General features: G+C 68.8%; 26 protein-coding genes. 7 read left to right on the forward strand and 19 right to left on the reverse strand.

Annotated elements, in window-relative coordinates:
- Positions 1-130: 130 nt before the first annotated feature.
- From ACYVOK_RS28080 to mca, 4 genes are all read right to left on the reverse strand, one after another.
- Entirely contained in the window at positions 131-2107 is a 1977-nt protein-coding gene (locus ACYVOK_RS28080) for a thioredoxin domain-containing protein (RefSeq protein WP_460665551.1), read from the reverse strand.
- A 9-nt stretch (positions 2108-2116) separates the two neighbouring features.
- Entirely contained in the window at positions 2117-3142 is a 1026-nt protein-coding gene (locus ACYVOK_RS28085) for a CopD family protein (RefSeq protein ID WP_460665552.1), read from the reverse strand.
- Between the two features lie 102 nt (positions 3143-3244).
- Positions 3245-3580, reverse strand: coding sequence for a hypothetical protein (locus ACYVOK_RS28090; RefSeq protein WP_460665553.1), 336 nt, complete (start codon positions 3578-3580; stop codon positions 3245-3247).
- A gap of 40 nt (positions 3581-3620) precedes the next feature.
- Positions 3621-4484: a mycothiol conjugate amidase Mca gene (gene mca, locus ACYVOK_RS28095; RefSeq protein WP_460665554.1), complete on the reverse strand. Its 864-nt coding sequence runs from the start codon at positions 4482-4484 to the stop codon at positions 3621-3623.
- A gap of 58 nt (positions 4485-4542) precedes the next feature.
- Between mca and ACYVOK_RS28100 the strand changes: the two genes are divergently transcribed.
- Both ACYVOK_RS28100 and greA read left to right on the forward strand, forming a co-directional pair.
- Positions 4543-4971, forward strand: a complete 429-nt coding sequence (locus ACYVOK_RS28100) for a DUF4307 domain-containing protein (protein WP_460665555.1) — start codon at positions 4543-4545, stop codon at positions 4969-4971.
- A gap of 409 nt (positions 4972-5380) precedes the next feature.
- Positions 5381-5893 carry a transcription elongation factor GreA gene (greA, locus tag ACYVOK_RS28105; protein ID WP_460665556.1) on the forward strand — a complete coding sequence of 171 codons (513 nt, stop codon included), beginning with the start codon at positions 5381-5383 and terminating at the stop codon, positions 5891-5893.
- A gap of 64 nt (positions 5894-5957) precedes the next feature.
- Here the strand turns inward: greA and ACYVOK_RS28110 are convergent, their stop codons facing one another.
- The 4 genes from ACYVOK_RS28110 to ACYVOK_RS28125 all read right to left on the reverse strand — a co-directional run bounded on the left by ACYVOK_RS28110 (position 5958) and on the right by ACYVOK_RS28125 (position 8986).
- Positions 5958-6392, reverse strand: a complete 435-nt coding sequence (locus tag ACYVOK_RS28110; RefSeq protein WP_460665557.1) for a VOC family protein — start codon at positions 6390-6392, stop codon at positions 5958-5960.
- Positions 6389-7003 carry a TetR/AcrR family transcriptional regulator gene (locus ACYVOK_RS28115; RefSeq protein WP_460665558.1) on the reverse strand — a complete coding sequence of 205 codons (615 nt, stop codon included), beginning with the start codon at positions 7001-7003 and terminating at the stop codon, positions 6389-6391. The genes ACYVOK_RS28110 and ACYVOK_RS28115 overlap by 4 nt, the downstream gene beginning before the upstream one ends.
- A gap of 95 nt (positions 7004-7098) precedes the next feature.
- The gene (locus ACYVOK_RS28120) at positions 7099-7953 is read right to left on the reverse strand and encodes an ABC transporter permease (RefSeq protein WP_460665559.1); all 855 of its coding nucleotides are present in this window, start codon (positions 7951-7953) and stop codon (positions 7099-7101) included.
- 55 nt (positions 7954-8008) lie between these two features.
- A complete protein-coding gene (locus ACYVOK_RS28125) occupies positions 8009-8986 on the reverse strand; it encodes an ATP-binding cassette domain-containing protein (RefSeq protein WP_460665560.1) in 978 nt (325 codons plus the stop codon).
- Positions 8987-9158: 172 nt separating this feature from the next.
- Here ACYVOK_RS28125 and ACYVOK_RS28130 point away from each other — a divergent pair, with 172 nt between their 5' ends.
- A complete protein-coding gene (locus ACYVOK_RS28130) occupies positions 9159-10439 on the forward strand; it encodes an MFS transporter (protein ID WP_460665561.1) in 1281 nt (426 codons plus the stop codon).
- A gap of 10 nt (positions 10440-10449) precedes the next feature.
- Here the strand turns inward: ACYVOK_RS28130 and ACYVOK_RS28135 are convergent, their stop codons facing one another.
- Complete coding sequence (locus ACYVOK_RS28135) at positions 10450-11559, reverse strand: hypothetical protein (RefSeq protein WP_460665562.1); 1110 nt, start codon at positions 11557-11559, stop codon at positions 10450-10452.
- Positions 11560-11710: 151 nt separating this feature from the next.
- Positions 11711-13210 carry an MFS transporter gene (locus ACYVOK_RS28140; RefSeq protein WP_460665563.1) on the reverse strand — a complete coding sequence of 500 codons (1500 nt, stop codon included), beginning with the start codon at positions 13208-13210 and terminating at the stop codon, positions 11711-11713.
- Positions 13211-13298: 88 nt separating this feature from the next.
- Here ACYVOK_RS28140 and ACYVOK_RS28145 point away from each other — a divergent pair, with 88 nt between their 5' ends.
- Positions 13299-13742 (forward strand): MarR family winged helix-turn-helix transcriptional regulator, encoded by a 444-nt coding sequence (locus ACYVOK_RS28145; protein WP_460665564.1) that lies wholly within the window; start codon positions 13299-13301, stop codon positions 13740-13742.
- Positions 13735-14769: an alpha/beta fold hydrolase gene (locus tag ACYVOK_RS28150; protein ID WP_460665565.1), complete on the forward strand. Its 1035-nt coding sequence runs from the start codon at positions 13735-13737 to the stop codon at positions 14767-14769. Before ACYVOK_RS28145 ends, ACYVOK_RS28150 begins: the two co-directional genes overlap by 8 nt.
- Here ACYVOK_RS28150 and ACYVOK_RS28155 read toward each other — a convergent pair whose 3' ends face one another.
- The 9 genes from ACYVOK_RS28155 to ACYVOK_RS28195 form a co-directional block, all read right to left on the reverse strand.
- Entirely contained in the window at positions 14770-15576 is an 807-nt protein-coding gene (locus ACYVOK_RS28155) for a carbohydrate ABC transporter permease (RefSeq protein WP_460665566.1), read from the reverse strand.
- Entirely contained in the window at positions 15573-16412 is an 840-nt protein-coding gene (locus ACYVOK_RS28160) for a carbohydrate ABC transporter permease (protein ID WP_460665567.1), read from the reverse strand. The genes ACYVOK_RS28155 and ACYVOK_RS28160 overlap by 4 nt, the downstream gene beginning before the upstream one ends.
- 35 nt (positions 16413-16447) lie before the next feature.
- A complete protein-coding gene (locus ACYVOK_RS28165) occupies positions 16448-17791 on the reverse strand; it encodes an extracellular solute-binding protein (RefSeq protein WP_460665568.1) in 1344 nt (447 codons plus the stop codon).
- Between the two features lie 10 nt (positions 17792-17801).
- A complete protein-coding gene (gene ilvA / locus ACYVOK_RS28170; RefSeq protein ID WP_460665569.1) occupies positions 17802-19004 on the reverse strand; it encodes a threonine ammonia-lyase in 1203 nt (400 codons plus the stop codon).
- A 36-nt stretch (positions 19005-19040) separates the two neighbouring features.
- The gene (locus tag ACYVOK_RS28175; protein WP_460665570.1) at positions 19041-19793 is read right to left on the reverse strand and encodes a hypothetical protein; all 753 of its coding nucleotides are present in this window, start codon (positions 19791-19793) and stop codon (positions 19041-19043) included.
- 65 nt (positions 19794-19858) lie between these two features.
- The gene (locus tag ACYVOK_RS28180; protein ID WP_460665571.1) at positions 19859-20662 is read right to left on the reverse strand and encodes an ABC transporter permease; all 804 of its coding nucleotides are present in this window, start codon (positions 20660-20662) and stop codon (positions 19859-19861) included.
- Positions 20662-21444 carry an ABC transporter permease gene (locus ACYVOK_RS28185; protein ID WP_460665572.1) on the reverse strand — a complete coding sequence of 261 codons (783 nt, stop codon included), beginning with the start codon at positions 21442-21444 and terminating at the stop codon, positions 20662-20664. The genes ACYVOK_RS28180 and ACYVOK_RS28185 overlap by 1 nt, the downstream gene beginning before the upstream one ends.
- Entirely contained in the window at positions 21444-22391 is a 948-nt protein-coding gene (locus ACYVOK_RS28190) for an ABC transporter ATP-binding protein (protein ID WP_460665573.1), read from the reverse strand. The genes ACYVOK_RS28185 and ACYVOK_RS28190 overlap by 1 nt, the downstream gene beginning before the upstream one ends.
- A gap of 53 nt (positions 22392-22444) precedes the next feature.
- The gene (locus ACYVOK_RS28195; protein WP_460665574.1) at positions 22445-23224 is read right to left on the reverse strand and encodes an SDR family oxidoreductase; all 780 of its coding nucleotides are present in this window, start codon (positions 23222-23224) and stop codon (positions 22445-22447) included.
- Between the two features lie 153 nt (positions 23225-23377).
- On the opposite strand from ACYVOK_RS28195, the gene ACYVOK_RS28200 reads away from it, so the two are divergent.
- A complete protein-coding gene (locus ACYVOK_RS28200; RefSeq protein WP_460665575.1) occupies positions 23378-23986 on the forward strand; it encodes a MarR family winged helix-turn-helix transcriptional regulator in 609 nt (202 codons plus the stop codon).
- Positions 23983-25593 (forward strand): MDR family MFS transporter, encoded by a 1611-nt coding sequence (locus tag ACYVOK_RS28205; protein WP_460665576.1) that lies wholly within the window; start codon positions 23983-23985, stop codon positions 25591-25593. The genes ACYVOK_RS28200 and ACYVOK_RS28205 overlap by 4 nt, the downstream gene beginning before the upstream one ends.
- The last annotated feature ends 24 nt before the right edge of the window (positions 25594-25617 follow it).

Consider the following 25617-nt stretch of genomic DNA (forward strand, 5'->3'; position numbering starts at 1 on the left):
TGTTGTGACACTGTGTGTCAGGACATGCGAGATCTGTTACATCCGACTGAGGGAGGACTCTCGTCCGCGCAGGGGCCGCAGTCAAGAGATTCGCGCGAAACGGCAGGGAAAACCCGCACCGCCGCCGTTGTCAGTTCGCCGCCGTCAACTCCCGGCGAAGGTCTTCCGGCAACACGACCGGCAGCCGGCAGGTGAACTTCTGACAGACGTACGCCGCCGGCTTGTCCCCGACCAGCCCACGGCCTTCCATCAGCGGTACGGCGAGACCCGGCTCCCCCTGGACGATCGCCGTACCCCACGGAGCCTCGGTCATCGCCGTCCTCAGCAGGTCGGGCGACGCGCCGGCGATCGCGATCTCGAGCGGGCCGGAGGCAACGGTCTCGGCCACGGCCAGGGCCCGGCCGGCGAACCGGGGAGCCCGGGCCGCGACGGTCGCGGACGCCTTGAGCGCCTGCTCGGCCGCGGTCTCGTACCGGACCGATCCGGTCAGGCTGGCCAGGGTGGTGAAGGCCTCGGCGGCAAGGCTCACGCCCGACGGGCTGGCGTTGTCGGTCGGATCCTGCGGTCGCCAGACCAGCGCCTCGGCATCGGCGGCCGTGTCGAAGTACGAGCCGTCGGCAACGAACTGGTCGAGGGTCCGATCGAGCAGTTGCCGCGCGGTGTCGTACCACTCGATGTTGCCGGTGACACCCAGCAGGGTCAGACAGGCCTGCGCGTACGCCGTGTAGTCCTCGAGCACACCGTGAGCGGTCCCCTGGACTCCGTCCCGAGAGGTCCGATGCAGCCGCCCGGTGTCGTCGATGTGGACGTCCCGGACCAATCCGGCCGCGGCTTCGGCGGCTTCGACGTACTCGGGCCTGGACAGAATCACGCCGGCCCGGGCGAGGGCGGTGATGGCCAGACCGTTCCAGGCGGCAACAACCTTGTCGTCGCGGCCGGGATAGGTGCGGTGGCTCCTTGCCTCGCGGAGCGTTGCCCGCAGACGCTGCCACCGCTCGGGGTCGTCGGGGTCCTGGCGGAGTTGGAGCACCGAGGCGCCGTGCTCGAAGGTGCCGGTGACGTTGCAGAGTTCGATGACCCACCGGGCGTCGTCCTCGCCCAGCGCTTCGTGGAGCTGCTCCGGCGTCCAGACGTAGTACTTGCCCTCCTCTCCCTCGGTGTCGGCGTCGAGAGCGGAGGCGAAACCGCCTTCCGGGGTGCGGAGCTCGGCGATCAGGAAATCGGCGGTCTCCTCGGCGATCCGGCGAGCCAGCGGGTTCGCGCTGACCGTCCACCAGTGCGTGTAGACGTCGAGCAGCAGGGCGTTGTCGTACAGCATCTTCTCGAAGTGCGGAACGACCCACTGGGCGTCGACCGAGTACCGCGCGAAGCCGCCGGCCAGCTGGTCGTACATTCCACCGCGCGCCATCCGCTCGCACGTCGCCTCGACCATCGCGAGCGCGTCCCCGGACCCGGTACGGCGGCGATGGCGCAGCAGGAAGTCGAGCACCATCGACGGCGGGAACTTCGGTGCGGCGCCGAAACCGGCGTCCACCGGGTCGAAGTCGACCTTCAGCAGCGCGGCCGCCCGGTCGAGATCGATCGTGTCGCCCGGCTGGACCTGCTGGGCACCCAGCTGCTCGACCACCCGCCGGCCGATGCCGTCGATCTGGTCACGCTTGGTGCGCCAGGCGTCGACCAGCGACTCGAGCACCTGCCGGAAGGACGCCATACCGCTGCGCTGCTCGGCCGGGAAGTACGTGCCACAGAAGAACGGTTCGCCGCCCGGGGTGAGGAACACCGACATCGGCCAGCCGCCGTGCCCGGTCATCGCCACCGTCGCCGACATGTAGATCGCGTCCACGTCCGGACGCTCCTCGCGATCCACCTTGACGCAGACGAAGTGCTCGTTCAGGTACGCCGCCGTCGCCTCGTCCTCGAACGACTCGTGCGCCATCACATGACACCAGTGACACGCCGAGTACCCGATCGACAGGAACACCGGCACGTCCCGCTCCCGAGCCTCCTGGAACGCGGCGTCCGACCACTCCCGCCACGCCACCGGATTCTCCGCGTGCTGCCGCAGGTAGGGACTCGTACTCCGGCCTAGCTCGTTGACGGACGTCATACCTCCACGTTAGGGGGTCTGCGAAAGAGCGACCGAGAGGCCCAGGGTCAGGGCCATCGTGACGAGTTCGAAGCCGACGATCTGCCAGAAGCCCCGGCCGTCCGCGATCAGGTCGCCGGTGGCTCTGCGGCGGTGCAGCCAGGTGCCGACGACCAGAAGCACGAAGGCGGCGATCTTGGCCAGCAACAGAGCGCCGTACGAGCCCGCCGTCAACGCGTCCGGGACCGCGTCCCAGCCGCCGCCCTTCGCGGCCAGCCGGCCGGCCGCGCTGATCAGGCCGCTCAGCAGTACGGCGACCGACGAGATCAGCGCGACCTGGTTGAACCGTTCGAGCACGATCGGAAGGCCGCTCCGGCTGGCCCGCCCGTACCGGACCAGGCCCGCGAGGCCGCCGATCCAACTGGTCGCCGCGATGACGTGGAAGACCAGGGCCGTCCCGGCCAGGACGACGTACGACTCGTTGCGCGGGTACGCCGTGACGGCCGTCGGAATGAGCGCGGTGATCGCGACGATCACCCCGAGCCCGGCCGCCGACGACGTCTGGACCCGGCGGATGCCGATCCCCAGGGCGGCCACGAGGATGCCGGTGATCAGCAGCGCCTTCACCTCGGGTACGCCGAGCGCGTCGTCCAGCCGGAGCCGGAGCAGGTCGACCGGAGTGTCGAGCAGAATCGCGGCGGTGACCACGGCGCCGGCGAACGAGCAGACCGCCCAGATGATCGCGGAGTTGCTGGCGTCCCGGACCGCCCGCCGGCCCTGGACGCCGAGCGGTCCGCCCTCGATCCGCAGCAGTACGACGGCCGCCAGCAGAGCGCCCGCGCAGCCGACGGTCGCCAGCACGGCGATCAGCCGGAAGAACGGCAGCAGCCAGCCGACGAACAGGCTGGGTCCGCCGATCACACCGATGTCGCGAGGCTCACTACCCGCTGCGAACAGCGCGATCACCAGCCCCACCGAGGCGACCACCACCGCGCTCGCGCCACCCGCCACCAGCCGTCCGGGCATGCGGTGCCGGGCAGCGCGGGTCGCGGTCACTGAGGGGCCCCGCCCTCGGCACGATTCGACACGCGGCTCACTATAGGGTCAGCCGGAGGTGGGCTGCCCAGTCGACACCAACTCGTGATGAGGGTGTCGCACTCAGTGCTTCGAATGCGCCTTCGGGTCGGTGCCCGACGAGGTGGCTGGCGACGTCGTGGCCGGCCTCGTGGCCGACGAGTCAGTCGCAGTCGGGGTGGCCGTCGCCTTCGGCCCGGCATCGCCAGCCGGGTCCGCTGAGCTGTCCTCGCTCGCTGGGCCGCCGGACGGTGCTCGGCCGTCCGCACCATCGCCGTCGAAGTCGATCCGCTTCAACTGCTTGCCCATGTTGCGCATGAGCAGCGCCGTGGCGACACCGAGCGCCAGCACGATCAGCAGCGCGACCCAGCCGGGGCGCACCGAGTTCGGGTCGATCTCGGTCGTCACAAGGGTGGTCATCGCTGTCACGCCACCAGTCTCTCACTGTCCGGGCCCGCCGTCAGCGCAGCCCCGCGAACAGGTCGTCCTCGGGAAGTGCTGTGTCCACCAGACTCCGGGCCAGTTCGTAGTCCTCGGTCGGCCACGCCTCCTGGTGCACCTCCAGCGGCACGGCGAACCACGCACCGTCCGGGTCGATCTGAGTGGCGTGTGCCAACAGCGCCTTGTCCCGGACCGAGAAGTACTGCGCGCATTCGACCCGGGTGGTGATCCGGCGCTCGTTCTCCGGGTCCGGCTTCCAGTCCTGCAGGCGTTCGGCGTACGGCGACTCGAGGCCGCGGGCCACCATCGCGTCGTGCAGCGCCTTCATCCGCTCGCGGTGGAACGTGTGGTGGTAGTACAGCTTCAGCGGCTGCCACGGCTCGCCGAGACCCGGGTAGGCGTCCTTGTCACCGGCCGCCTCGAACGCGGCCACGGTGATCTGGTGGCACATCACGTGGTCGGGGTGCGGGTAGCCGCCGTTCTCGTCGTACGTCGTCACGACCTGCGGACGGAACTCGCGGATCAGCTTCACCAGCGGCGCGGCGGCGTCCTCGACCTTGAGCGACGCGAAGCAGCCCTCGGGCAGCGGCGGCAGCGGGTCACCCTCCGGGAACCCCGAGTCGACCCAGCCCAGCCACTCCTGCCGGATGCCGAGGATCTCCCGGGCCGCGTCCATCTCCCGCCGGCGGATCTCGCTGATGTTCTCGAGCACCTCCGGCCGGTCCATCTTCGGATTCAGGATCGATCCGCGTTCCCCACCGGTACACGTGGCCACCATGACCTCGACGCCCTCGGCGACGTACCGGGCCGTCGACGCGGCCCCCTTGCTCGACTCGTCATCAGGGTGCGCATGCACATGCAGCAACCGAAGATCTCCACTCACAAGACACAATGGTCCTCCAACCCCGCCCCACCCCCACGACCGACCCCCTGGACTCCCGTTGACTGAGCCGTCACCCACTCCCCCGACAACAGACCTCGACGCACGGTACGGGCGAGGGGGACGGTCGCGGCGGCCGGTGGTAATCGGGGTGGTGGCTGTTGTGGTCGCGGTGGGGTTGGCGTGGTTGCTGTGGGCCGCGTTCGTACAGTCGACCCCACCGGTCACGTCACGGCTGATCGGCTTCGAGATCACCTCACCGCGGACCGCGAAGGCGACCATCCAGGTCGACCGGTCCGAGCCGACCGAGGCCAGCTGCCGGCTGCAGGCGAAGGCCGCCGACTTCTCCATCGTCGGCGAACTCACCATCACGATCCCCGCCGACTCCCCCCGCCACCAGACCCTCCCGGCCACCCTCACCACCCAACGCGCCGCCACCTCAGTCGTCCTCATCGGCTGCACCACCCCCGACAACCCCCGCCCCCACTGACCCCGCGGCGCACACACCCCACACCAGTCACCCGTCCACCTCCGCGCCACCGTCCCACACGCACCACCACCACCGCCCCACCAGCCCACCCGCACCACCACCACCGCCACCGCCCCACCCGCACCAGCACCACGCCACCGCCCCGCCCGCCCCAACCACCTCGCATACCGACGCCCCCCAGTCCCGGCGCCGTACCGATTGAGGCTGTGCGGGTGGCGTGGGCAACCGATTGCCGGATTGGTGGGGCGGGATGTGGGAAAAACCACCGGGCAAGCGGTTTCCCCGGCGTTGAGGCGGGAAAGAACAGTGGGGTTCCGGCCTGTAACTTGCTACGCTCAGTGGATTGGTCGCCGTCGACGACGGCGGCCAGAAGCTTTTCTGCCCATCCCACCGACACAAGGAGCAGCCCGTGACGCAGAAGATCGACGAGGACAGCGTTGTCTGGCTGACGCAGGATGGTTACGACCAGCTGAAGTCCGAGCTCGAGCACCTCAAGGGCCCCGCCCGTGCCGAGATCACGCAGCGCATCAGCGAGGCCAGGGACGAGGGCGACCTCAAGGAGAACGGCGGGTACCACGCCGCCAAGGACGAGCAGGGCAAGATCGAGGCCCGGATCCGGCAGCTGGAGGACATGCTGCGTCGCGCCCGGGTCGGCGAGACCCCGAAGGCCGGCGGCAAGATCGAGCCCGGGATGAAGGTCTCGATCAAGTTCGCCGGAGACGACGACGTCGAGACGTTCCTGCTCGGCTCCCGCGAACTGCTGGCCCTGGACGCGTCGGTCGACATCGACGTGTACTCGCCGCAGTCCCCGCTGGGTTCCGCGATCCTCGGCAAGAAGAAGGGCGACAAGGCGACCTACGAGGCGCCGAACGGCAAGGACGTGACGGTCGAGATCGTCGCCGCCGAACCCTTCACCGGCTGACCCCACCCAGCTCCAGCGCCCCGGTGGAATCCCCCGGGGCGCTTCTCATTTCCCGCCGTACGGCTTACTGGTGGGCCGGGGCGAAGAGTTCTAGTTGGATGTTGTCTTGGTCTCGGAAGACGAGGACCGAGGCGTAGGGCTCGTCGCTGATGGGGGACTGGGTGAGGGGTTTGTCGGCGGTGTCGGCGCGGACTACGCCGTGGGCCTCGAGGTGGTCCTGCCATTGTTCGAGGTCCGCTCGGCTGGGGACGGCGAAGCCGGCATGGTCGAGGCCGGTGACGGTTTCCTTGCACAGGGCGCCGTCGTTGGTGTCGTGGTGGTGCAGCGCGATCATCAGCCGGCGGTCCGCGTCGGCGAGGATGCGCCCGACGCCGCCCTGATGCGGTACGTCGAGGACGGGTTGCACACCGAACACATCGCCGTACCACTGGACGCTGGCATCCAGGTCCGTCACGGTCAGTGCGAGGTGGTGCAGGCTGGGCCGGGTCACGGTGGTCATGGTTTCCCCCTTGCTGCGCCGGCGTCCCCGCTCGCGAACTGGGCGAGGAACATCCGGGTGACGTCCTCGGCGAGACGGGTCCACCGGTCGCCGCCAGGCTCGTTGGAGACCTGCTGGTCGACGAGGCCGGTCATCACTGCCGTCCAGATGTCGAGGTGCCGCGGATCGTGCACGCCGTTGCGTGCGAGGAGTTCGCGGGTGAGGTCGAGCGCCTTCACCGCGAGCCCGTAGGACTCCTCCGACGGCGTGAACCCGGGCACCGCGTGCTGGAACAGCAGTTGGTACCGCGGTACGTCGGACACGCAGAAGTCGATGAACGTGCGTACGTCGGCGAGCAGATCCTGCTGTGGATCGTCGGTCTCCGGCAGGGACGCCTTCAGGTCGAGGAACGCCTGTGCCGCCTGCCGAAACATCGCGTCCAGGATGGCGTTCTTGGACGCGAAGTACGCGTACACCGTCGGCGTGGTGATACCGGCCCGCCGTGCCAGCTCACGCAGCGACAACGCGGCCAGCCCGTCCGCGCGCACCAACTCCCAGGCGGCCGTCAGCACTGCGGCCCGGGCGTTCGCCCGCCGCGCCTCCCGCCAGTTCGCCGCCGGTTCCTTTAACACAGTTCGAAGTATTTGTACGCCGTACAAGTCTTGTCAACGGCTCGGGACGTACGACGGCGACCGGACACGGATGCCCGGCCGCCGCGGTGACTGGATCAGTGACTGGTCGCGCTGCGGTACTTCCGGACGGCGAGCGGCGCGAAGATCGCGATGATCACCGTGCACCAGATCAGCGACAGCAGCACCGGGTGCTGCGCCGGGAAGCCGTCGCTGGCGAACGGGGACGGGTTGCCGAACAGGTGACGGCAGGCGGCGACGATCGAGGAGATCGGGTTCCACTCGGCCACCGGCTGCAGCGCGCCCGGCAGGTTCGGCGTGGGGACGAAGGCGTTGGACAGGAACGTCAGCGGGAACAGCCAGATCAGGCCCGCCGACGCCGCCACCTCGGGACCGCCGACCGACAGGCCGATCAGCGCGCCCACCCACAGCATCGCGAACGCGAACAGCAGCAGGATCCCGAACGCCGCCAGCGCCTGGCCGAACCCGTTGTGCCAGCGCCAGCCGACGATGAACCCGCAGATCACCATCACCAGCATCACGAACGCGTTGAACACCAGGTCGCCGATCACCCGGCCGGCGATCACCCCGGACCGTGCCATCGGCAACGACCGGAACCGGTCGATCAGCCCCTTCGACATGTCGTCGGCCAGCCCGACGCTCGCGGACGCGACCGCGAACGCCATGGTCTGGGCGAAGATCCCGGACATCAGGAACTCCCGGTAGGCCTTGGCCCCCGGCGCCCCGGGAATCGGGATCGCGTCACCGAACACGTAGGCGAACAGCAGCACGAACATGATCGGCTGGATGGTCGCGTAGATCAGCATGTCCGGTGTCCGCGGGATCCGCTTCAGGCTCCGCCAGGCCAGCACACCCGCGTCCGACACCGCCCGGCCGATCGGGTTCACCCGCGCCGGGCCGTCAACCGGCGTACGGTCAACCGACGTGCTCATCGGCGTCCTCGCTTCGCTCCGGGCGCCGACGAGACACAAGCCGCGCTCCGCTCGTTCACACCGTCTCCTTCTCTTCCGCCTCGTGCCCGGTCAGGGTGAGGAACACGTCGTCGAGCGTCGGCCGGCGCAGGCCGATGTCGGCGATCCGGATGCCGGCCCCGTCGAGGGTGCGGATCACGTCGACCAGCGAGCTCGACCCACCCGGCGCCGGCACGGTGATGCGCCGGCTGTGCCTGTCCATCGAGGTCGCGTCGGGGTCGGTGACGCCGAGCGCGGCGGTGAGCAACTCGAGCGCGCGGGAGGTCTCGTCGGGGTCGTGGACGACGACCTCGATCCGCTCACCGCCCACCTTCGCCTTGAGCTCGTCCGCCGTACCGCGGGCGATCACCGACCCGTGGTCGACCACCGCGATGCTGTCGGCCAGCTCGTCGGCTTCTTCCAGGTACTGCGTGGTCAGCAGGATCGTCACACCTTCGCTGACCCGGTCCCGGATGATCTGCCACAGGTCGAGCCGGCTGCGTGGATCGAGCCCGGTCGTGGGCTCGTCCAGGAACAGGACCTTGGGTTGCGCGATCAGCGAGCCGGCCAGGTCCAGCCGGCGCCGCATGCCACCCGAGTACGTCTTCAGGATCCGGTCCGCGGCGTCGGTCAGATCGAAGATCTCCAGCAACTCGTCGGCCCGCTGTTTCGCCTGCTCGCTGCTCAGCCGGTACAGCCGGCCGAACATCCACAGGTTCTCCCGGCCGGTGAGCAGTTCGTCGACAGCGGCGTACTGACCGGACAGGCCGACCAGCGAGCGGACCAGGTCGGCGTCCTTCACCACGTCGTACCCGAGCACCCGCGCCGAACCTTCGTCCGGTGCCATCAGCGTGGTGAGGATCCGGACCGTGGTGGTCTTGCCCGCGCCGTTCGGCCCGAGCAGGCCGAGCACACTCCCCTCCGGCACCTCGAGGTCGATCCCGTCGAGTGCCTTCACCGTGTTCTTCCGTGACTTGAACGTCTTCACGAGGCCGATCGCCTCGATTGCAGCCATGCCGCACGTCCCCCTTCTGGATGTGACGCAGGTCATCATCCTGGCGGAGGCCGCCGACAGTTTCGACACCTTTTGACCCTGAGCCAACCCTGAGTCGAAACTTGAGTCTTAGAGACTCAACTTTGTTGATAGTTGAGTCGACACGACTCAACTATGCACTTACGGTCCCGGTATGACGTCCAGCCGGAGCATCCTCAGCCACCCCGATTTCCGCCGTCTCTGGGCCGCGGACCTGCTCAGTCAGCTCGGCACCCGGTTGAGCATGATCGCGATCCCGCTGCTCGCCGTACTCACCCTGGATGCGACCACCTTCCAGGTCTCATTGCTCCGCACGTGCGAGACGGCCGCCTGGCTCCTGCTGGGCCTGTTCGCCGGTGCGTGGGTCGACCGTGTCCGGTGCCTGCCGGTACTCGTGTTCGCCGACCTGGGCCGGGCAGTGCTCTTCGGCTCGATCCCCATCGCGGCCCTGTTCGGCGTACTGAGTCTCACGCAGCTGTACGTCGTACTGGTGCTGGCCGGGATACTCACGGTGCTGTTCGACGTGGCACACAGTTCCTACCCGCCTCGACTGCTGGAGCCGGACCAGCTGCTCCCGGGGAACGCCAAACTGGCAGCCAACCACTCCGTCGCCGCAGTGCTCGGTGCCGGTGCGGGCGGTGTACTGGTTCAGTGGCTCAGCGCCGCGGTGACGATCGGCTTGGACGCTCTGAGCTTCCTGTGGTCCGCGCTCTGGCTCCGCTCCATCCGTACGCCGGAGCCACGTCCGGCCAAACCGGAGAAGCCGAACCTGCGGCGGGAGATCGCGGAGGGCCTGCGGTACGTGTTCCGCCACCCTCTGCTGCGGCCGATCGCGCTCAACACGGCGACGACAATGCTGTTCCAGGCCGCGGGCTCTGCGGTGATGATCGTGTTCCTGGTCCGCGAGATCCACTTGCAGCCGAGCACCATCGGCGTACTGAGCATGATCGGCTTGGGCGGCGCGATCGTCGCGTCAGCGGTCACCGAGAAGATCAGCAACAGGTACGGCGACGCCCGCGCGCTGCTGCTGTCGTCGACAGGGATCGGCGTGGCCTTCACGCTTCAGGCGCTGACCGGACCGGGCTGGCAGGCGAGCTGGTTCGTCGCCGCGACACTGCTGGCCGGGTTCTGCATCATCGTCAGCTACATCCTGCAGGTCAGCACCCGACAACGCGTGTGCCCGCCGGAGTTGCAGGGCCGGGTCAGCGCGACGATGAGCTTCGTCGGCTGGGGCGCGGCACCCCTGGGCAGCCTCCTGGGCGGCGGACTGGGTACTGCGTTCGGTCTGCGAGCCACCCTCTGGATCTCGGGTTTGGCAACCCTCGCCGGCACGGCGTTCCTGGTGTTCTCGCCGTTCCGCACCCTCCGCACGGTCCCCGCGACAGAGCAGCGCCAGGCAGACCCGCAGGATCTGCCTGGCACCCGAAACGACTGAGCCGAAACGACTAGTCGGAAGCGATCTGAGCCGTGCCGACCAGGACCTCGACGTCGAGCGCTGCCCGGCCCCGGCCGATCTCCACGTCCTTGGACTGACCGCTGACGGCGCCGGTCCAGGAGACGCGGCCGAGCTGGGACTCGGTGTGGACGTGGACATCGGAGCCACGGCGCAGGTTCACGTTGGCGGCGCCGGACTCGACGCGGACCCGGGACCGGCCCTTGGTGATCTGGGCGTCCAGAGTGGCCGTGCCGGCCTGGACGAGCAGGTCGATCGGCCCGGACACGTCGACCACCTTCGCCGTACCCGCGGTGACGCGGACCCGGGTCAGACCGGGCAGACGCTCGGCGGCGACACTGCCGCCGGTCACCTCGACCTCGACCTCCAGGCTGGGGTTGACCCGGATGGACAGCTCCCTGGCCAGGCCGTTGACGTGCGACTTCAGGTCGGTCGGGTTGCGTAACATGCTGAACCCGTCGATCGAGACGCCCATGTCGCCCTCGCTGCTGATCGCAAGGGTGTCACCGTCCCGCTTGATCACGTGCGGCCCGTCCACCGCAACGCCGTTGACCGCGGGCTCACCGATCAGCCGCACCCGGCGTCCGATCGCCCGTACCGTCACCCGCTGCACCCCGGCCGGCATCGGCACGTTGCTGTGCTCTTCCACGTCGTCGGCCTCGGCCTCTTCGGCTTCGGCCGGCGCCTCGTCGACCACGCTCTCCTGCACACCCGCGCCCTGGCCGGCAGCCGGGGCCGCGGGGGTCTCGGCGTCCTTCGGAGCGGCCTTGCCCACGGGCACATCGACAGCGTCCGGAGAGTCGACCACGTCCGCCCACACGGACGGCGACGGCAGATCGTCCGCAGACGGCCAGTCGGTCTTGCCTGCGGCCGAGGAGTCGGCAACCGGCTCCTGTGCGACCGGACCGTCCGCCTCACCCGGCACGGCCGTCGCACCAGCGGATGCGTCGGCCGGAGTACCGCCTTCTGATGCCGCGCCCGCGGAAGGTGCAGGCTTGATGGCGGCGATCAGGGTGGCGCCTTCCTCGGTGGACAAGTGGCCCTTGGCGACCCGGTCGAGGATGTCCCTGACCCGCCGGTCGTAGTCGCTCTGGTTGCTCATGTGCCCAGTCCAGCACTCGGCGGGGCCGAAACCAATCGGGGATCGCCCTTAACCGCTCCCATCCGGCCCCCGAGACACAGCAGTGCGGGCCACAACCGTGACCCGCACTGCTCTTCATATCTGCAACAGCCCCGGGAGGAGCTGGTTGTTGTCACGCGGCCGGGGTCATCTCCTCCTCGGCCAGCTCCCTCTGTACTGCGGCCAGCTCGGCGGCCTCGACCGCCTCGGCCTCCCGCCGGGCGCGGAGCCCACGCAGACCGGTCAGCGCGATGACCAGCCCGAGCGCGGCGATCCCGGTCACCACGGCCAGACCCGGCTTGTACGCCGACAGCATCCCGGCCGGCGTGGTGACGCCGACGGACTGGCTGCTGATGACCGCGGTCACGATCGCCAGGACCACCGCGCCGCCGACCTGGTTGGAGGTGTTGAACAGCCCGGAGGCCAGACCCTGCTCGTGGTCCGGGACACCGGACACCGCCTGGATGTTCAGCGCCGGGAACCCGATCGCGAACCCGAGGCCGAGCAGCATGATGGTCGGGAACACGGTCGCGAAGTACGCCGACTCCGGGCCGATCCGCAGCGACAGGGCGTACCCGGCGACGAAGAACGCCATCGCGGTGATGATCATCGTCTCGGTCCCGAACCGGTCGGCCAGCTTGCCGGCGTTCGGCGACAGCGTGGCGACCAGCAGGCCGGCCGGCAGGAAGGCGAGCGCGGTCTCGAACGACGACCAGCCGAGCAGGTTCTGCAGGTACAGCGTGCCGATCAACTGGAAGGCGACGTACGAGCCGAACACGGTCAGGATGGCCAGGTTCGCCCGGCGCAGCGACGCGTTGCGCAGGATGCCGAGCCGGACCAGCGGGTGCTTCGACCGCAGTTCGATCGCGACGAAGGCGGCCAGCAGTGCGGCCGACAGCGCGAAGGTGCCGATGGTCTGCACCGAGGCCCAGCCGGCGTGCTCCGCGCCGACGACGGCGTAGACCAGGGACAGCATGCCGGCGGTGACCGTGATCGCGCCGGGGATGTCGTAACCGCCGACGGCGTTGTCCCGCGGGCTGTTCGGGATCAGCTTGATCGCGAACAGCAGCACGATCAGGGCGACCGGGCCGGGCATCAGGAAGGTCCAGCGCCAGCCGACCTCGGTCAGCGCCCCACCGAGGATCAGGCCCATCGAGAACCCGCTGGCGGCGCAGGTGGTGAAGATGCTGAGGGCGCGGTTGCGGTCCGGGCCCTCGTGGAAGGTCGTGGTGATGATGGACAGCGCGGCCGGCGCGGTGAACGCGGCGGCGACGCCCTTGACGAACCGCGCGGCGATGAGCAGTTCAGGGTTGGTGGCCAGCGAGCTCAGCATCGAGACCACGGCGAAGACAGCCAGCGCGATCAGGAACACGCGGCGGCGCCCGAGCAGGTCGGCGGCTCGCCCGCCGAGCAGCAGCAGGCCGCCGTACCCGAGCACGTAGCCGGTCACGACCCACTGCAGGGACGAAAGGGGAACGTCCAGGTCGGCGCCGATGGACGGCAGGGACATGCCGACCATGGACACGTCCAGGCCGTCGAGGAAGATCACGCCGCAGACCACCAGAAGAGCGCCCCAGAGGCGCGCGTCCCAGGTCATGCGGGCCGGTGATGTGGTGTGCGTTGTCTGTGTCACGAGGAGAGACTATTGCATGCATGTGCATCTATTGTCCAGGCATTAAATGCAGTTGCATAGATTGCGCCTGCATGATAATGTCGCCTCCATGACCGCCACGAAGGTCAGCGCCGGTCCTGGTGAGACCAGTGCTGATGTCCGCGAGTGGCGCGAGCTGCTGGCCCGCCACGCGGACCTGACCTGCGCCCTCGACCGGGCCCTGCAGGCTGGTCATTCGCTGGGCATGAGTGAGTACGAGGTGCTCGAGCGTCTCGCCGAGCTGCCGGAGCACTCCGCGAAGGTGGCGACGATCGCGAAGTCGGTGCACCTCAGCCAGAGCGCGCTCTCCCGGGTGATCGGCCGGCTGGAGACCGCCGGCCTGGTCGAGCGGCACATGTGCCCCGAGGACCGCCGCGCCGTCACCGTCCGGCTCACCGACGAAGGTCTGCGCCGCCAGACCGAGGCCCGGCCCACTCAGCGCCGGGTGCTCGCCGAGCGGCTGCACGCTCCGCTGGCCAAGACCTGTCAGCCCCTACCATCGGTGGATGGCTGAGGAACCGCTGCTGTCCGGCGATGACGCCCGCGAGATCATCGCGGACCTGCAGCGCATCGTCGCCCCGACCGGTGTCCAGGAGACCTACCACCTGACGGCCGGAGGCATCGACCACTGGGTGTACGCCCGCGGCCAGGACCGGTCCAACCCGGTCATCCTCTTCGTCCACGGCGGCCCGGCATCGCCGCTGTCGCCGGTGTGGTGGCAGTTCCAGCGGCCGATCGAGGAGTACTTCACCGTCGTCACCTACGACCAGCGCGGCGCCGGCCGGACCTTCCGCACCACCGACCCCGACACGATCGCGGACAGCCTGCGGATCTCGCAGTACGTCGATGACGCGATCGAACTCGCCCAGCAGATCCGGGACCGGTACGGCGTCGCCAAGGTGATCCTGATCGGCCACAGCTGGGGCACTGTGATCGGCATGTCCGCCGCCCTCGCCCGGCCCGACCTGTTCCACGCGTACGTCGGCATCGGCCAAGTGATCAATTCCCGGGCGAACGAGACGCTCTGCTTCGAGTACGCCGTCGAGCAGGCCCGTCGGCACGGCCATACCGAGGCTCTCGAGCAACTCGCGTCGATCGCGCCGTACCCGGGCGACGAGCCGCTGACCCGGGAGCGGATCATCATCGCCCGGCAGTGGGCGCAGTACCGGGGTGGGCTGAGCGCCTACCGGGACGACTCCCTCTACTTCTTCCAGGCGCCGCTGCTCTCCCCCGAGTACACGCTCGACGAGGCCGAGACCATCGGCGACGGCAACCAGTTCACCTTGGGCCGGATCCTGGACGAGTTGCTCGAGGTGGACTTCACCGGGGTCACCGAGTTCCCGATCCCGGTGCTGATGTTCATGGGCCGGCACGACTACACGACACCGTCGGAGCCGCCCGCGACCTGGATCGCCAAGGTCCAGGCGCCGTACAAGCAGGCCGTCTGGTTCGAGAACTCGGCGCACCTGGCGCCCTGGGAGGAGCCGGGCAAGACCCTCGTCAGTCTGCTGACCTACGTGCGGCCGTTGGCCGAGGACTGATCACTCCCGGACGGCGCCTTCCAGCATGCCGGCGATGAAGTGGCGCTGGAGGAAGGCGTAGACGAGGACGACCGGCGTACCCACGATCACCGCGCCGGCGGCCAGCAGGGTGAAGCCGGACGTGTACTGCCCGGAGAAGAACGCCAGCCCCAGCGGCGCGGTGCGCAGCGACTCGCTCGTCACCATCACCAGCGGGATGAGGAACTCGTTCCACGTCCACATGAACACCAGTACGATCAGCGTCACCAGCGCGGGCCGGGCCGGCGGCACCAGCACCTGCCACAGGGTCCTCCAATGACCGGCGCCGTCCAGCCGGGCGGCTTCCACCATCGAACGTGAGGCCGACCGGAAGTAGGCCCGCATCCAGAAGGTGCCGAAGGCAACGGACTGGGCGACCTGCGGGAGCGCGACCGACCAGAACGTGTCGGTCAGGCCGAGGGTGCGCAGGTCGAAGTACAGCGGTACGACGATCGCCTCGGTCGGCATCATGATCCCGATCAGGAACAGGTAGAACAGCACGCCGGCACCGCGGAACCGCATGGTGCCGAATGCGTACCCGCTCAGGATCGACAGCAGCACGCTGACGACCACGACGGTCACCGACACCGCCACACTCATCCGCAGGTACGTGCCGAAGTGTCCGATCTCCCACGCCTCGCCGAAGTTCCCGAACCCACTCGAGCCGCTTCCCGCGTCGTCCCGGCCGAGCGCGGCGGCGAGGATCGTCACGATCGGGCCGAGCGCGAACAGGCCGAAGACGGTCAGGAGCGCGTAGTTGCCGATCCGCTCGGCGAACGATGCCCTCACGCGGCACCCCGATCGGCCAACCGGTTGACGCCGAGCGTGATCACGAAGATCAGCACGGTCAGGCAGACCCCGACGGCGGCCGCCGAGCCGACCTGGCCGAGTTCAAAGGCCCGGTGATAGACCTCGTACGCCGGAACGCTGGTCGACGTACCAGGGCCGCCGCTCGTGGTGATGTAGACCAGGTCGAAGGTTCGCAACGCCGCGATCACCGTCAATGTCACTGCGACCGCGATCTCACCGCGGACCGCGGGCAGCACCACCGCGAAGAACTCCGACAGCGGTCCGGCGCCGTCGAGCCGCGCGGCCTCGTAACGCTCCCGCGGAATCCGCGACATCCCCGCCAGCAGCAGCACCGTCACCAACCCGGTCTCGAACCACGTCCCGATCACACCGACCGCCGGCAGGGCGAACGTGTAGTCCCCCAGCCAGCCGCGCGCGACACCATCCAGCCCGACAGCCCGCAGTACGTCGTTCAGCGGGCCGTCGGGAGCGTAGATGTGACGCCACGCGACGGCCACCACGACCATCGCCACCACCTGCGGCAGGAAGACGACGGTCCGGAAGAACCCGAGGCCGCGAACCCTGGCCCGCTGCAGCACCGACGCCAGCGCCAGCCCGATCAGCACCGGAAGGACCGCGTAGAAGACGATCAGCACCAGCGCGTGCCCGAACGCGGCCCGCAGTCCGGCGTCCCGGACCACGTCCACGTAGTTGCTCAGTCCAACGAACCGGCCGAGCGTGATCCCGTCCCACTCGTACAGCGACAGGTGCACCGCGCGCACCAACGGATACAGCAGGAACGCGCCGTACACGAGCAGCGCCGGCAACAGGTACAAGTACCCAATCCGGCGCGGCTCTCCTGGCGGTGCGCTCACTTCCCAGCGAACTTGCTGTAGTCGGTCTCGAGTTTGGTCAGGAACTGCTGGGGTGCTGCCTTCTTCGCGAGGAGGTCCTGTAGCGCCGCTCCGATCGTGTCGTACATCGTCGGGGTCGCGTAGTCCAGGTACGGCACCAGGGCTTCCTTGCTCACCGCCGTACCGAAGCTGCTGAAGATGTCACTGGCCAGGCCGGGCGGGGCCTGCTGGGCCGAGGTGTCGGCGATCGGCAGGTTGCCGGTGCTGGTGAGGATCTTCATCGCGTCCGGGCTGGTGATGAAGTTGATGTACGCCGCGGCGGCGTCCGGGTTCTTCGCCTTGTTGGTGATCGCGAACGGCAAACCGGTACCACCCGTCACCACCGGCTTTGCATCGGCGGACTCACCCGGCGGCAGCATGAAGCCGACCTTGTCGCCGAGGGCCTTCTGCAGGTCGGCCTGCAACCAGGTGCCGGCGATCAGGAACACGCCCTTGCCCTTGCCGAAGTCCTGCCAGGCCGGGTCGTACCCCTGCCCGTTGAATCCCTGGTTGAAGTAGCCCTTGTCGACCCACGACACCAGCGTTTCGGCCGCCTTGGTGTTCTCCGGGGTGTTCCAGGAGGCACCCGGCCGGCCGAAGGCGAGCTTGGTGATCTGGTCGGCCGGGACGAACCGGTCCTGGACCGTGCCGAACACGTGGATGGCCGGCCACTTGTCCAGGTTGCCGAACTGCATCGGCACCTCACCGGCCGCCTTCGCCTTGGCGAGCGCATCCTCGAACTCGGCCCACGTCTTCGGCGGCTGTACGCCGAGCTTGGTCAGCTTCTCCTTGTTGTAGTAGAGCCCGACCACCTCGCCGACCTGCGGCAAGCCGTACAGGTTGCCCTCGCCGAAGGTCTTGCCGTCCGCCGAGTAGCGCGAGTACTGCAGCACGGACCCCGGGTACCGGCTGCCCCAGTTGTAGGCCTTCGCCCACTCGTCCAGCGGCACCAGCTGACCGGCCTTCACGAACTCGCCCATGTCGGAGCGGCCGTTGTTCGCCTGGACGACGTCCGGGGCGTTGTTCCCGGACAGCGCCAGCCGCAAGGTCGTCTTCAGGTCGTCGAACGAGCGCGAGACCCGGGTGACCTTGATGTTGGGGTACTTCGCCTGGAACTGCTTGACCAACTCCGCCATCTGGGCCGCCTGGCCGCCGCGGACCTCCTGGTCCCAGACGGTCAGCTGGACGTCGCCGAGCGAGGCGGCATCCGTCTTCACGGTGCTCGGCGCGCTGGTGCCGCCGCCCGGGTTGTCGGATCCCGGCGCACAGGCTGCTGCCGTGAGCAACAAAGCCGCCGAGGCGGCGATGAGCGTCTTCTTCACAACGAACTCCTCAGTTCAGCGTGTACGTGTACCCGTTGCCGGTCAGACTGGCCAATACCCGCTCGCGGTGCTCTTCACCCCGCAGTTCGAGCTGCAGTGCGACCTCGACCTCGTCCAGATTCAGCGTCTCCGAGATGCGCTCGTGCAGCACCTCGATGATGTTCGCGTCCAGGCCGGCGAGCTGGGTCAGCAGGGTCGCCAGACCACCGGGCGTGTCCGGGATCCGCACCCGCAACGACAGGTAGCGGCCTGCCGCCGCCATACCGTGCCGGATGACGCGCATCAGCAGCAGCGGGTCGATGTTGCCACCAGACAGCACCACCACGACCGGTGGTTTGAACCTCTCCGGCTCGTCCAGTACGGCGGCCACCGCGGCGGCGCCGGCCGGTTCGACCACGAGCTTCGCCCGTTCCAGCAGCAGCAAGAGGGCCTTGGACAACGAATCCTCGCCGACCGTGCGCATCTCCCCGACGTACCGCTGGATCGTCTCGAACGGCACAGCGCCCGGCAGACCGACCGCGATCCCGTCCGCCATCGTCGACATGCCGTCCAGTTGCACCGGCTCACCGGCGGCGAGCGACGCCGGGTACGCCGCGGCACCGGCAGCTTGGACTCCGACCACCTCGATCGGTAACCCATCGCGCTGCATCGCCGACGCGATCCCCGCGATCAGGCCACCGCCTCCGGTCGGTACGACGACGGTCCGCACCTGCGGACACTGCTCGACGATCTCCAGCCCGGTCGTCGCCTGCCCGGCCACGATGTCCGGGTGGTCGAACGGGTGGATCAGCACGGCACCGGTCTCCGCCTCGAATGCGCGTGCCGCCCGCAGGCAGTCGTCGATCGACGTTCCGACGAAACGGATCTCGGCGCCGTACGCCCGGGTCGCCTTCTCCTTCGGGATCGGTGCGCCGTGCGGCATGAACACGGTCGCCTTGATCCCGAGCAACTGCGCCGCCAGCGCCACCCCCTGCGCATGGTTGCCGGCGCTTGCCGCGACCACACCGCGAGCCCGCTCCCGCTTCGACAGCCGGGCCATCCGGACGTACGCCCCGCGCAGCTTGAACGAACCGGTCCGCTGCAGGTTCTCGCACTTGAGGAACACGTCGCCACCGACCAGGTCACTCAACCAGCGCGAGTACTCCAGCGGCGTCGGCGCCACCACGTCGTGCAGCAGATCCGCGGCGCGAACAATGTCCTTGGCATCGATCACGCCCTCACATTACGGCGGCAACCGGCTGCGTGCCGGTCATTTGGCGAGGCCGTGTGTGAGCACCGCCATGTGGTTGCGCATCACCCGCCGTACCGGCGGATCCAGGAACCGGTCCCACTCCGGTCTGCGCTCGCCGCGGAGCAGGGCGTAGTACGCGAGCGCCTCGGACAGCGCCACCTCACGCAGGTAGCCGCGGGCCAGCGGCTGCTTGCCCCGGCCGTTCGGACGCGGACGACGTTCGTACGCCGCGTTGGCGGTGAAGATCCCGAGTCCGTAGAACACCGTGAGCAGGTCGGTCAGCGGCTCGTGGTCGGGCCGGTGCGCGAACGAGATCCGGCGACCACCGAGCAGCAACTCGTGACCGGCCTCGGGGGCGAAGATCGCGACCAGGGCAACCGGGTCGCCGGCCAGCGCCGGCGCCAGGTGGATCTCGTTGCGCTCGATCCCCCGCACCCATCGACCGGACTGCTCCTTCACCACTCCCCGGTACGCCGGACGTCGTACGCCGTCCGCGACCAGCCCGAAGCTGAGGGAGCACCGGCCCGACGGCAGATCCATCCGCTCCGCGACCCGAGCACACAACTCCTCGGCCGCCGCGAGCCCACCGTCGTACCCCGCCGGAATCAGTTCGCCGGGCAGCACGATCGGCCGCATCAGCACGTCACGCCCGAACTCGTCGATCAGCCAGTTCATCGACGACCGGATCCACCGCCGCCGCCCACCCGGCAACCGCTCCCGCGGCGCCTTCAACTCGACCCGCCGCCGCCACACCCCCACCGGATTCCTCACCTGCCCGATCATGCCAATCCGACGCCGACACAAACCCAGGGGTTCCGAACCATCACGGTGCGTGACTACTTGAGCAGGATCTTGCCGAGGCGGCGGGAGGCGACGTACATGCCGAGGGTGCCCATTGCGGCGAGGTAGAGGGCGTTGACGAGGAGGGACCAGCTGACGGTGCCGGTGGTGAAGGCGCGCTCGAGGACGACACCTTGGTACAGCGGGGTGATCTCGACCAGCCAGCGGATCGCGGCCGGGTAGGTCTCGACCGGGTAGAAGGTGGCCGAGAACAGGAACATCGGGATGATCGCCAACTGCACGAACTCGAAGTCCTGCCAGCTGCGCATGAAGGTGGTCAGCGCCATCCCCGCGCCGGCGAACGCGAACCCGATCAGCACCGAGGCGGGCAACGCGAGCAGCGCCCACCAGGACGACACCAGCCCCATGATCAGCATCACCACGACGAACATCGCCGAGTAGCAGGCCCCGCGCAGCAGCGCCCAGGTGACCTCGCCGGTCGCCACGTCCCACGGCCGCAACGGGGTCGCCAGGATCGAGTCGTACAGCTTCGCGTACTTCATCCGGAAGAAGATGTTGTACGTCGAGTCGAAGATCGCACCGTTCATCGCCGAACTGGCCAGCATGGCCGGCGCGACGAAGGCGGCGTACCCGATCCGGGTACCGTCGGACAGTGTGAACTCGCCGACCAACTGGGCCACCCCGACGCCGATCGACAGCAGGTAGAACACCGGCTCGAAGAAGCCGGACAGGAACACCACCCACGACCGGCGGTAGAGGAGGAAGTTGCGCTCCACCATGTACCGCCCACCGCCGAGCCGGATCGGCACCGGCACCACACGAGCAGTCAGCGTCGCCATCAGCCGATCAGCTTCCTCGTGAAGCCGCGCACGGCCAGCCAGGTGCCGATCCCGAACCAGGCGGACAGGTAACCGACGTTGAGCAACGCCATCCACGGATCGACCGTGGCCAGGCTGAGGTCGCGGGACAGCTCGACCCCGTGCCACAACGGGCTGACGTACGCGAGCCACTCGATCCAGTCCGGCAACTGGGAGACCGGGAAGAACGCACCGGAGAACAGGAACGCCGGAACCACGCCGAACCGGAAGATCATCGCGAAACCCGAGTCGTTCTCCAGCGTGGTCGCGTACGCGGCGACCGGACTGGCCACGGCCATCCCGACCAGCAGGGCGACCGGCAACCCCAGCAGACCCAGCGGCGACCTCAACCCGCCGAACGCGGTGATCACGATCAAGAACACCAGACATGTGCTGGTCACCCGGAACGCGATGAACCCGAGCTGCCCATAGACCACATCCGCCGCCCGCAACGGTGTCACGATCATCGAGTAGTAGTACTTCTGCCACTTGAACCCGCTCATCACCGGGTACGTCGCCTCACCCACAGCGATCTGCAGTCCGGTCGCGGCGAGCAACCCGGGCGCGATGTACTGCAGATAGCTCACACCGCCCAGCGCGCCGGTCCCCTCGCTGTCCACGAAGGATCCGAGCCCGATCCCCATCGCGGCCAGATAGAGCAGCGGCAGCAGGAAGCTGCTGACCAACGTGCCCTTCCAGGTCCGCTTGTAGACGGTCAGCCAGTAGTCGAACTGGCGACGGCCGTTCTCCAACGCGAGCGCCATCAGTCCACCAACGTCCGGCCGGTGAGCCGCAGGAACACGTCCTCCAGCGTGGAGCGCCGTACCAGAACCGCGGCCGGCTCCAGACCGCGCTCGTGGACGGCCACGGCCGCGCGCTCACCGTCGTCGGTGTAGAGCAGCAGGCGGTCCGGCAGGACCTCGATGCGCTGGGCCAGGTCCTCGACCTTCCCGGCGAGAGAGTCGTGGTCCGACAGCATCACGTCGGGACCGAACCGCAGCTCGGTCACTTCACGGGTCGAGTAGTCGCGGATCAGCTCGGCCGGCGAACCCTCCGCCGCGATCAGGCCGCCGTCCATCACGACCAGCCGGTCGCACAGCTGCTCGGCCTCGTCCATGTAGTGCGTGGTGATGATCAGCGTCACGCCGGCCTGCTTCAGCCGGAACAGCTTGTCCCACAGCAGGTGTCGGGCCTGCGGGTCCAGGCCGGTCGTCGGCTCGTCGAGCAGCAGCAGATCCGGCTTGCTCACCAGCGACCGGGCGATCGTCAGCCGCCGCTTCATCCCGCCGGACAGTTCGTCGACCTTCACGTTCGCCTTGTCGGTCAACGCGACGAACTCGAGCAACTCGTCGGCCCGCAGCCGGCACTCGGCCCGACTCAACCCGAAGTACCGCCCGTAGATGGTCAGGTTGTCCCGGACGGTCAGTTCGGTGTCCAGGGTGTCGTCCTGCGGGCACACCCCGAGCCGGGCCCGGATCGCCGGCCCGTCGGTCGCCGGGTCCATGCCGAGGATCCGCAGCGTGCCACCGCTGAGCGGGGAGACCGCGCCGATCATCCGCATCGTCGACGACTTGCCCGCGCCGTTCGGCCCGAGGAACCCGAACGCCTCACCGCGCCACACGTCCAGGTCGATCCCGCGCACCGCCTCGAAGTCGCCGTACGACTTCCGCAACCCGCGGGCGTGGACCAGGGACTCGCGCTGCTCACTCACGCCCCCGACCCTAGACCGACCTCCGGACAGTTTTCTTGTCCTTTTGGGTGCGATCAGCCCCGGCCGGCGTACGGCATCCCGGCGGCCATGACGGTCAGCGAGGGTACGGCGACCGACGTCGGCAACTGGGCGATCCGCACCACGAAGTCGGCCACGATCCCCGGGTCGAACGTCGGCTCGACCGCGATCGACCCGTCCGGCTGCAGCACGCCCTGCTCCATCCGCTCGGTCATCGCGGTCGCCGCGTTCCCGATGTCGATCTGGCAGGCGGTGATGCCGTGCGCGCGACCTTCCAACTCGAGCCCCTTGGTCAGCCCGGTGATCGCGTGTTTGCTGGCGGTGTACGCGATTCCGTGCGGCCGCGGTACGTGCGCCGAGATCGACCCGTTGTTGATGATCCGCCCGCCCTTCGGATCCTGCCGCAACATCAACGCGAACGCGGCCTGCGCACACAGGAACGCCCCGGTCAGATTGGTGTCGACCACCCGCCGCCAGTCCTCTTCCAAGACATCCTGCACAGCCGCCGCGGGCGCCCCCATCCCCGCGTTGTTCACCAGTACGTCGACCCGCTCCAGCCCCCCGAAAAACCTCCGCACCGCACCCCCGTCCACAACATCCAGCACCGCGTACTCCACCCGCCCAGCCCCTCCGGCTACCCGCCCCTCCCCAGTTGCCGCCGCCGCAAGCGCGTCAGCGGCTGCGGCGGCGGTTTCACGCAGCGTCCGTTCGGTCCGCCCCGTGACGATCACCTCGAACCCGGCCGCCGCCAGCGCCAGAGCCATCTCCCGCCCGAGGCCCGAACCACCCCCGGTCACCACCGCTGTTCGCGTCACAGAACGCACCCTTCCGACGTCAACAGAATGGCCGAATTCTCCTGCACTGCGAGCAGTGAGCCATCGATGACGCGGAGTAAATGAGTGGCGACTCAACGGATCGCTCTAGAAAATCAATTGCGTGTATCACGCAAGCATGTATATGCTTGCAGCATGCAAGTAAACGACGCGTACTCTGCGCAGACCCCCGTCGAGGGTGTTCTGCACGCGTTCACCCGGATCGGCCGCCGCCTCAAGGGCAAGCAGCCCGGCGACACGCTCGACCACAGCGCCCACGTGGTCCTGTTCGTGCTGCGCTGCAGCGGCGCGCTGCGGCTGTCCGACCTGGCGAGCCGGCTCGAACTGGACGCCTCCACCGCCAGCCGGCACGTCCGGGCGCTGGAGCAGCTGGGCCTGGTCCGCCGCTCCCCCGACCCCGACGACGGCCGCGCCTTCCGGGTCGAGCTGACCGAGCAGGGCGTCGAGCAGTGGGAAGCCGGCGCCCGGCGCCGGATGGAGCTGCTCAGCGCCGCCATGGACGGCTGGTCCGAGGACGACATCCTGACCTTCGAGCGGCTGATGACCCGGTTCGCCGACGGCGTCGCGAACCTGACCGACACCGGCGGCTCCGACAGCCGCGCCTGGGCCGACAAGGGGTGGGCCGCCGTCGCTCCGCGCATCCGGCCGGCCGCGGCAGGGCGCCGTACCGAAGAAGACTTCGCGCCCGGCGGCGACCCCGCCGCCCGCGAGCACACCGACGAGAACCTGGAGAGCACCAGATGAGCACGACCGAGCCCGCCACCGCCGGCGGCGCTGCGCCTGAACCCGAGTCCGACACTCCGCAGTACCTGTCCCACAAGCAGATCATGGTCGTCCTCGGCGGTCTGATGGCCGGCATGTTCCTGGCCGCGCTCGACCAGAGCATCGTCGGGACCGCGCTGCCGCAGATCGTCAGCGAGTTCAACAGCCTGGACAAGCTGTCCTGGGTGGTCACCGCGTACCTGCTGACCTCGACCGCCTCGACGCCGCTGTGGGGCAAGATCTCCGACCTGTACGGCCGCCGCCCGCTGTTCATCGCGGCGATCGTCACCTTCCTGGCCGGCTCGGTGCTGTCGGCGCTGGCGCAGAACATCGAGATGCTGATCGGCTTCCGGGCCGTCCAGGGGCTGGGCGCCGGCGGTCTGATGTCGCTGGCCTTCGCCACCATCGGCGACGTCATCCCGCCGCGCGAGCGCGGCAAGTACATGGGCTACTTCGGTGCCGTCTTCGGCCTGTCCTCGGTGGCCGGACCGCTGCTCGGCGGCCTGCTCACCGACGGTCCGGGCTGGCGCTGGATCTTCTGGATCAACCTGCCGATCGGCCTGGTCGCACTGGGCGTCGTCGCCGCCGTACTGAAGCTGCCGCACGTGAGGCGGTCGCACAAGATCGACTACCTCGGCGCCGCCGTGGTCACCGCGGCCGTCACCTCGCTGCTGCTGGCGGTCTCCTGGAGCGGTCCGGAGAACGGCTGGGGCAACGGGACCACGATCGCCCTGCTGGTCGCGGCCGTCGTGCTGTCCGTCGCGTTCGTCTTCGTCGAGCTGAAGGTGGCCGAGCCGATCATCCCGATGGACCTGTTCAAGGGCCGGATCTTCTCCGGGTACGCCGGGTACGCGTTCCTGCTCGGGTTCGCGATGTTCGGTGCGCTGATCTTCCTGCCGCTGTACCTGCAGGCGGTGAAGGACATGTCGCCGACCCGGTCCGGCCTGGCGCTGCTGCCGATGATCGTCGGCATCTTCTCCGCCTCGATCCCGAGCGGCCAGCTGATGAGCAAGAACGGCCGGTACAAGGCGTTCCCGATCATCTCCGCGGTGCTGGTCGGCGGCGCGATGGTGCTGCTGTCCACGATCAGCATGACCACGCCGTACTGGCAGCTGGCGATCTACATGTTCGTGATGGGTGCCGGCCTGGGCCTGTCGATGCAGATCACCGTCACCGCCGCGCAGAACAGCGTGCCCCGGCGGCACATGGGCAGCGCGACCTCGACGATGACGTTCTTCCGCTCGATGGGTGGCGCGATCGGTACGGCGGTGTACGGCGCCGTCCTGACCAGCCGCCTGAAGGAGCACCTGACCGAGATCGTCCCGCACGCGACCCAGTCCATGGTCGACGGACTGGCCAAGGCGGCCAACAGCGTCGACGCGCTGCACGCCCTGCAGCAGCCGATGAAGGGCTGGGCCCTGCAGGGTCTGGTGGACGCGATGGGCGACGTGTTCCTGGTCTCCCTCCCGTTCCTGGTGATCGCCTTCGTCATCGCGGTCATCACCCCGGAGCAGCGCCTGGCCGGCCGCGCCGACAACGACAAGCCGGACGACCCAGTCGACACCTCCACAGCCGCCGCCATGCACTGACGGCACCCGAATCCGAACGAAGGC

It is taken from the genome of Kribbella swartbergensis, from assembly GCF_054784135.1.

Bases quoted from the DNA above. Each gene is read 5' to 3' on its own strand.
- ACYVOK_RS28185 (WP_460665572.1), bottom strand. From the start codon at position 21,444: ATGGCGCTCGCGTTGGAGAACGGCCGTCGCCAGTTCGACTACTGGCTG.
- ACYVOK_RS28090 (WP_460665553.1), bottom strand. From the start codon at position 3,580: ATGACCACCCTTGTGACGACCGAGATCGACCCGAACTCGGTGCGCCCC.
- ACYVOK_RS28130 (WP_460665561.1), top strand. From the start codon at position 9,159: ATGACGTCCAGCCGGAGCATCCTCAGCCACCCCGATTTCCGCCGTCTC.
- ACYVOK_RS28205 (WP_460665576.1), top strand. From the start codon at position 23,983: ATGAGCACGACCGAGCCCGCCACCGCCGGCGGCGCTGCGCCTGAACCC.
- ACYVOK_RS28080 (WP_460665551.1), bottom strand. From the start codon at position 2,107: ATGACGTCCGTCAACGAGCTAGGCCGGAGTACGAGTCCCTACCTGCGG.
- ACYVOK_RS28110 (WP_460665557.1), bottom strand. From the start codon at position 6,392: ATGACCACCGTGACCCGGCCCAGCCTGCACCACCTCGCACTGACCGTG.
- ACYVOK_RS28180 (WP_460665571.1), bottom strand. From the start codon at position 20,662: ATGGCGACGCTGACTGCTCGTGTGGTGCCGGTGCCGATCCGGCTCGGC.
- ACYVOK_RS28200 (WP_460665575.1), top strand. From the start codon at position 23,378: ATGCAAGTAAACGACGCGTACTCTGCGCAGACCCCCGTCGAGGGTGTT.
- ACYVOK_RS28145 (WP_460665564.1), top strand. From the start codon at position 13,299: ATGACCGCCACGAAGGTCAGCGCCGGTCCTGGTGAGACCAGTGCTGAT.
- ACYVOK_RS28150 (WP_460665565.1), top strand. From the start codon at position 13,735: ATGGCTGAGGAACCGCTGCTGTCCGGCGATGACGCCCGCGAGATCATC.
- ACYVOK_RS28135 (WP_460665562.1), bottom strand. From the start codon at position 11,559: ATGAGCAACCAGAGCGACTACGACCGGCGGGTCAGGGACATCCTCGAC.
- ACYVOK_RS28125 (WP_460665560.1), bottom strand. From the start codon at position 8,986: ATGGCTGCAATCGAGGCGATCGGCCTCGTGAAGACGTTCAAGTCACGG.
- ACYVOK_RS28120 (WP_460665559.1), bottom strand. From the start codon at position 7,953: ATGAGCACGTCGGTTGACCGTACGCCGGTTGACGGCCCGGCGCGGGTG.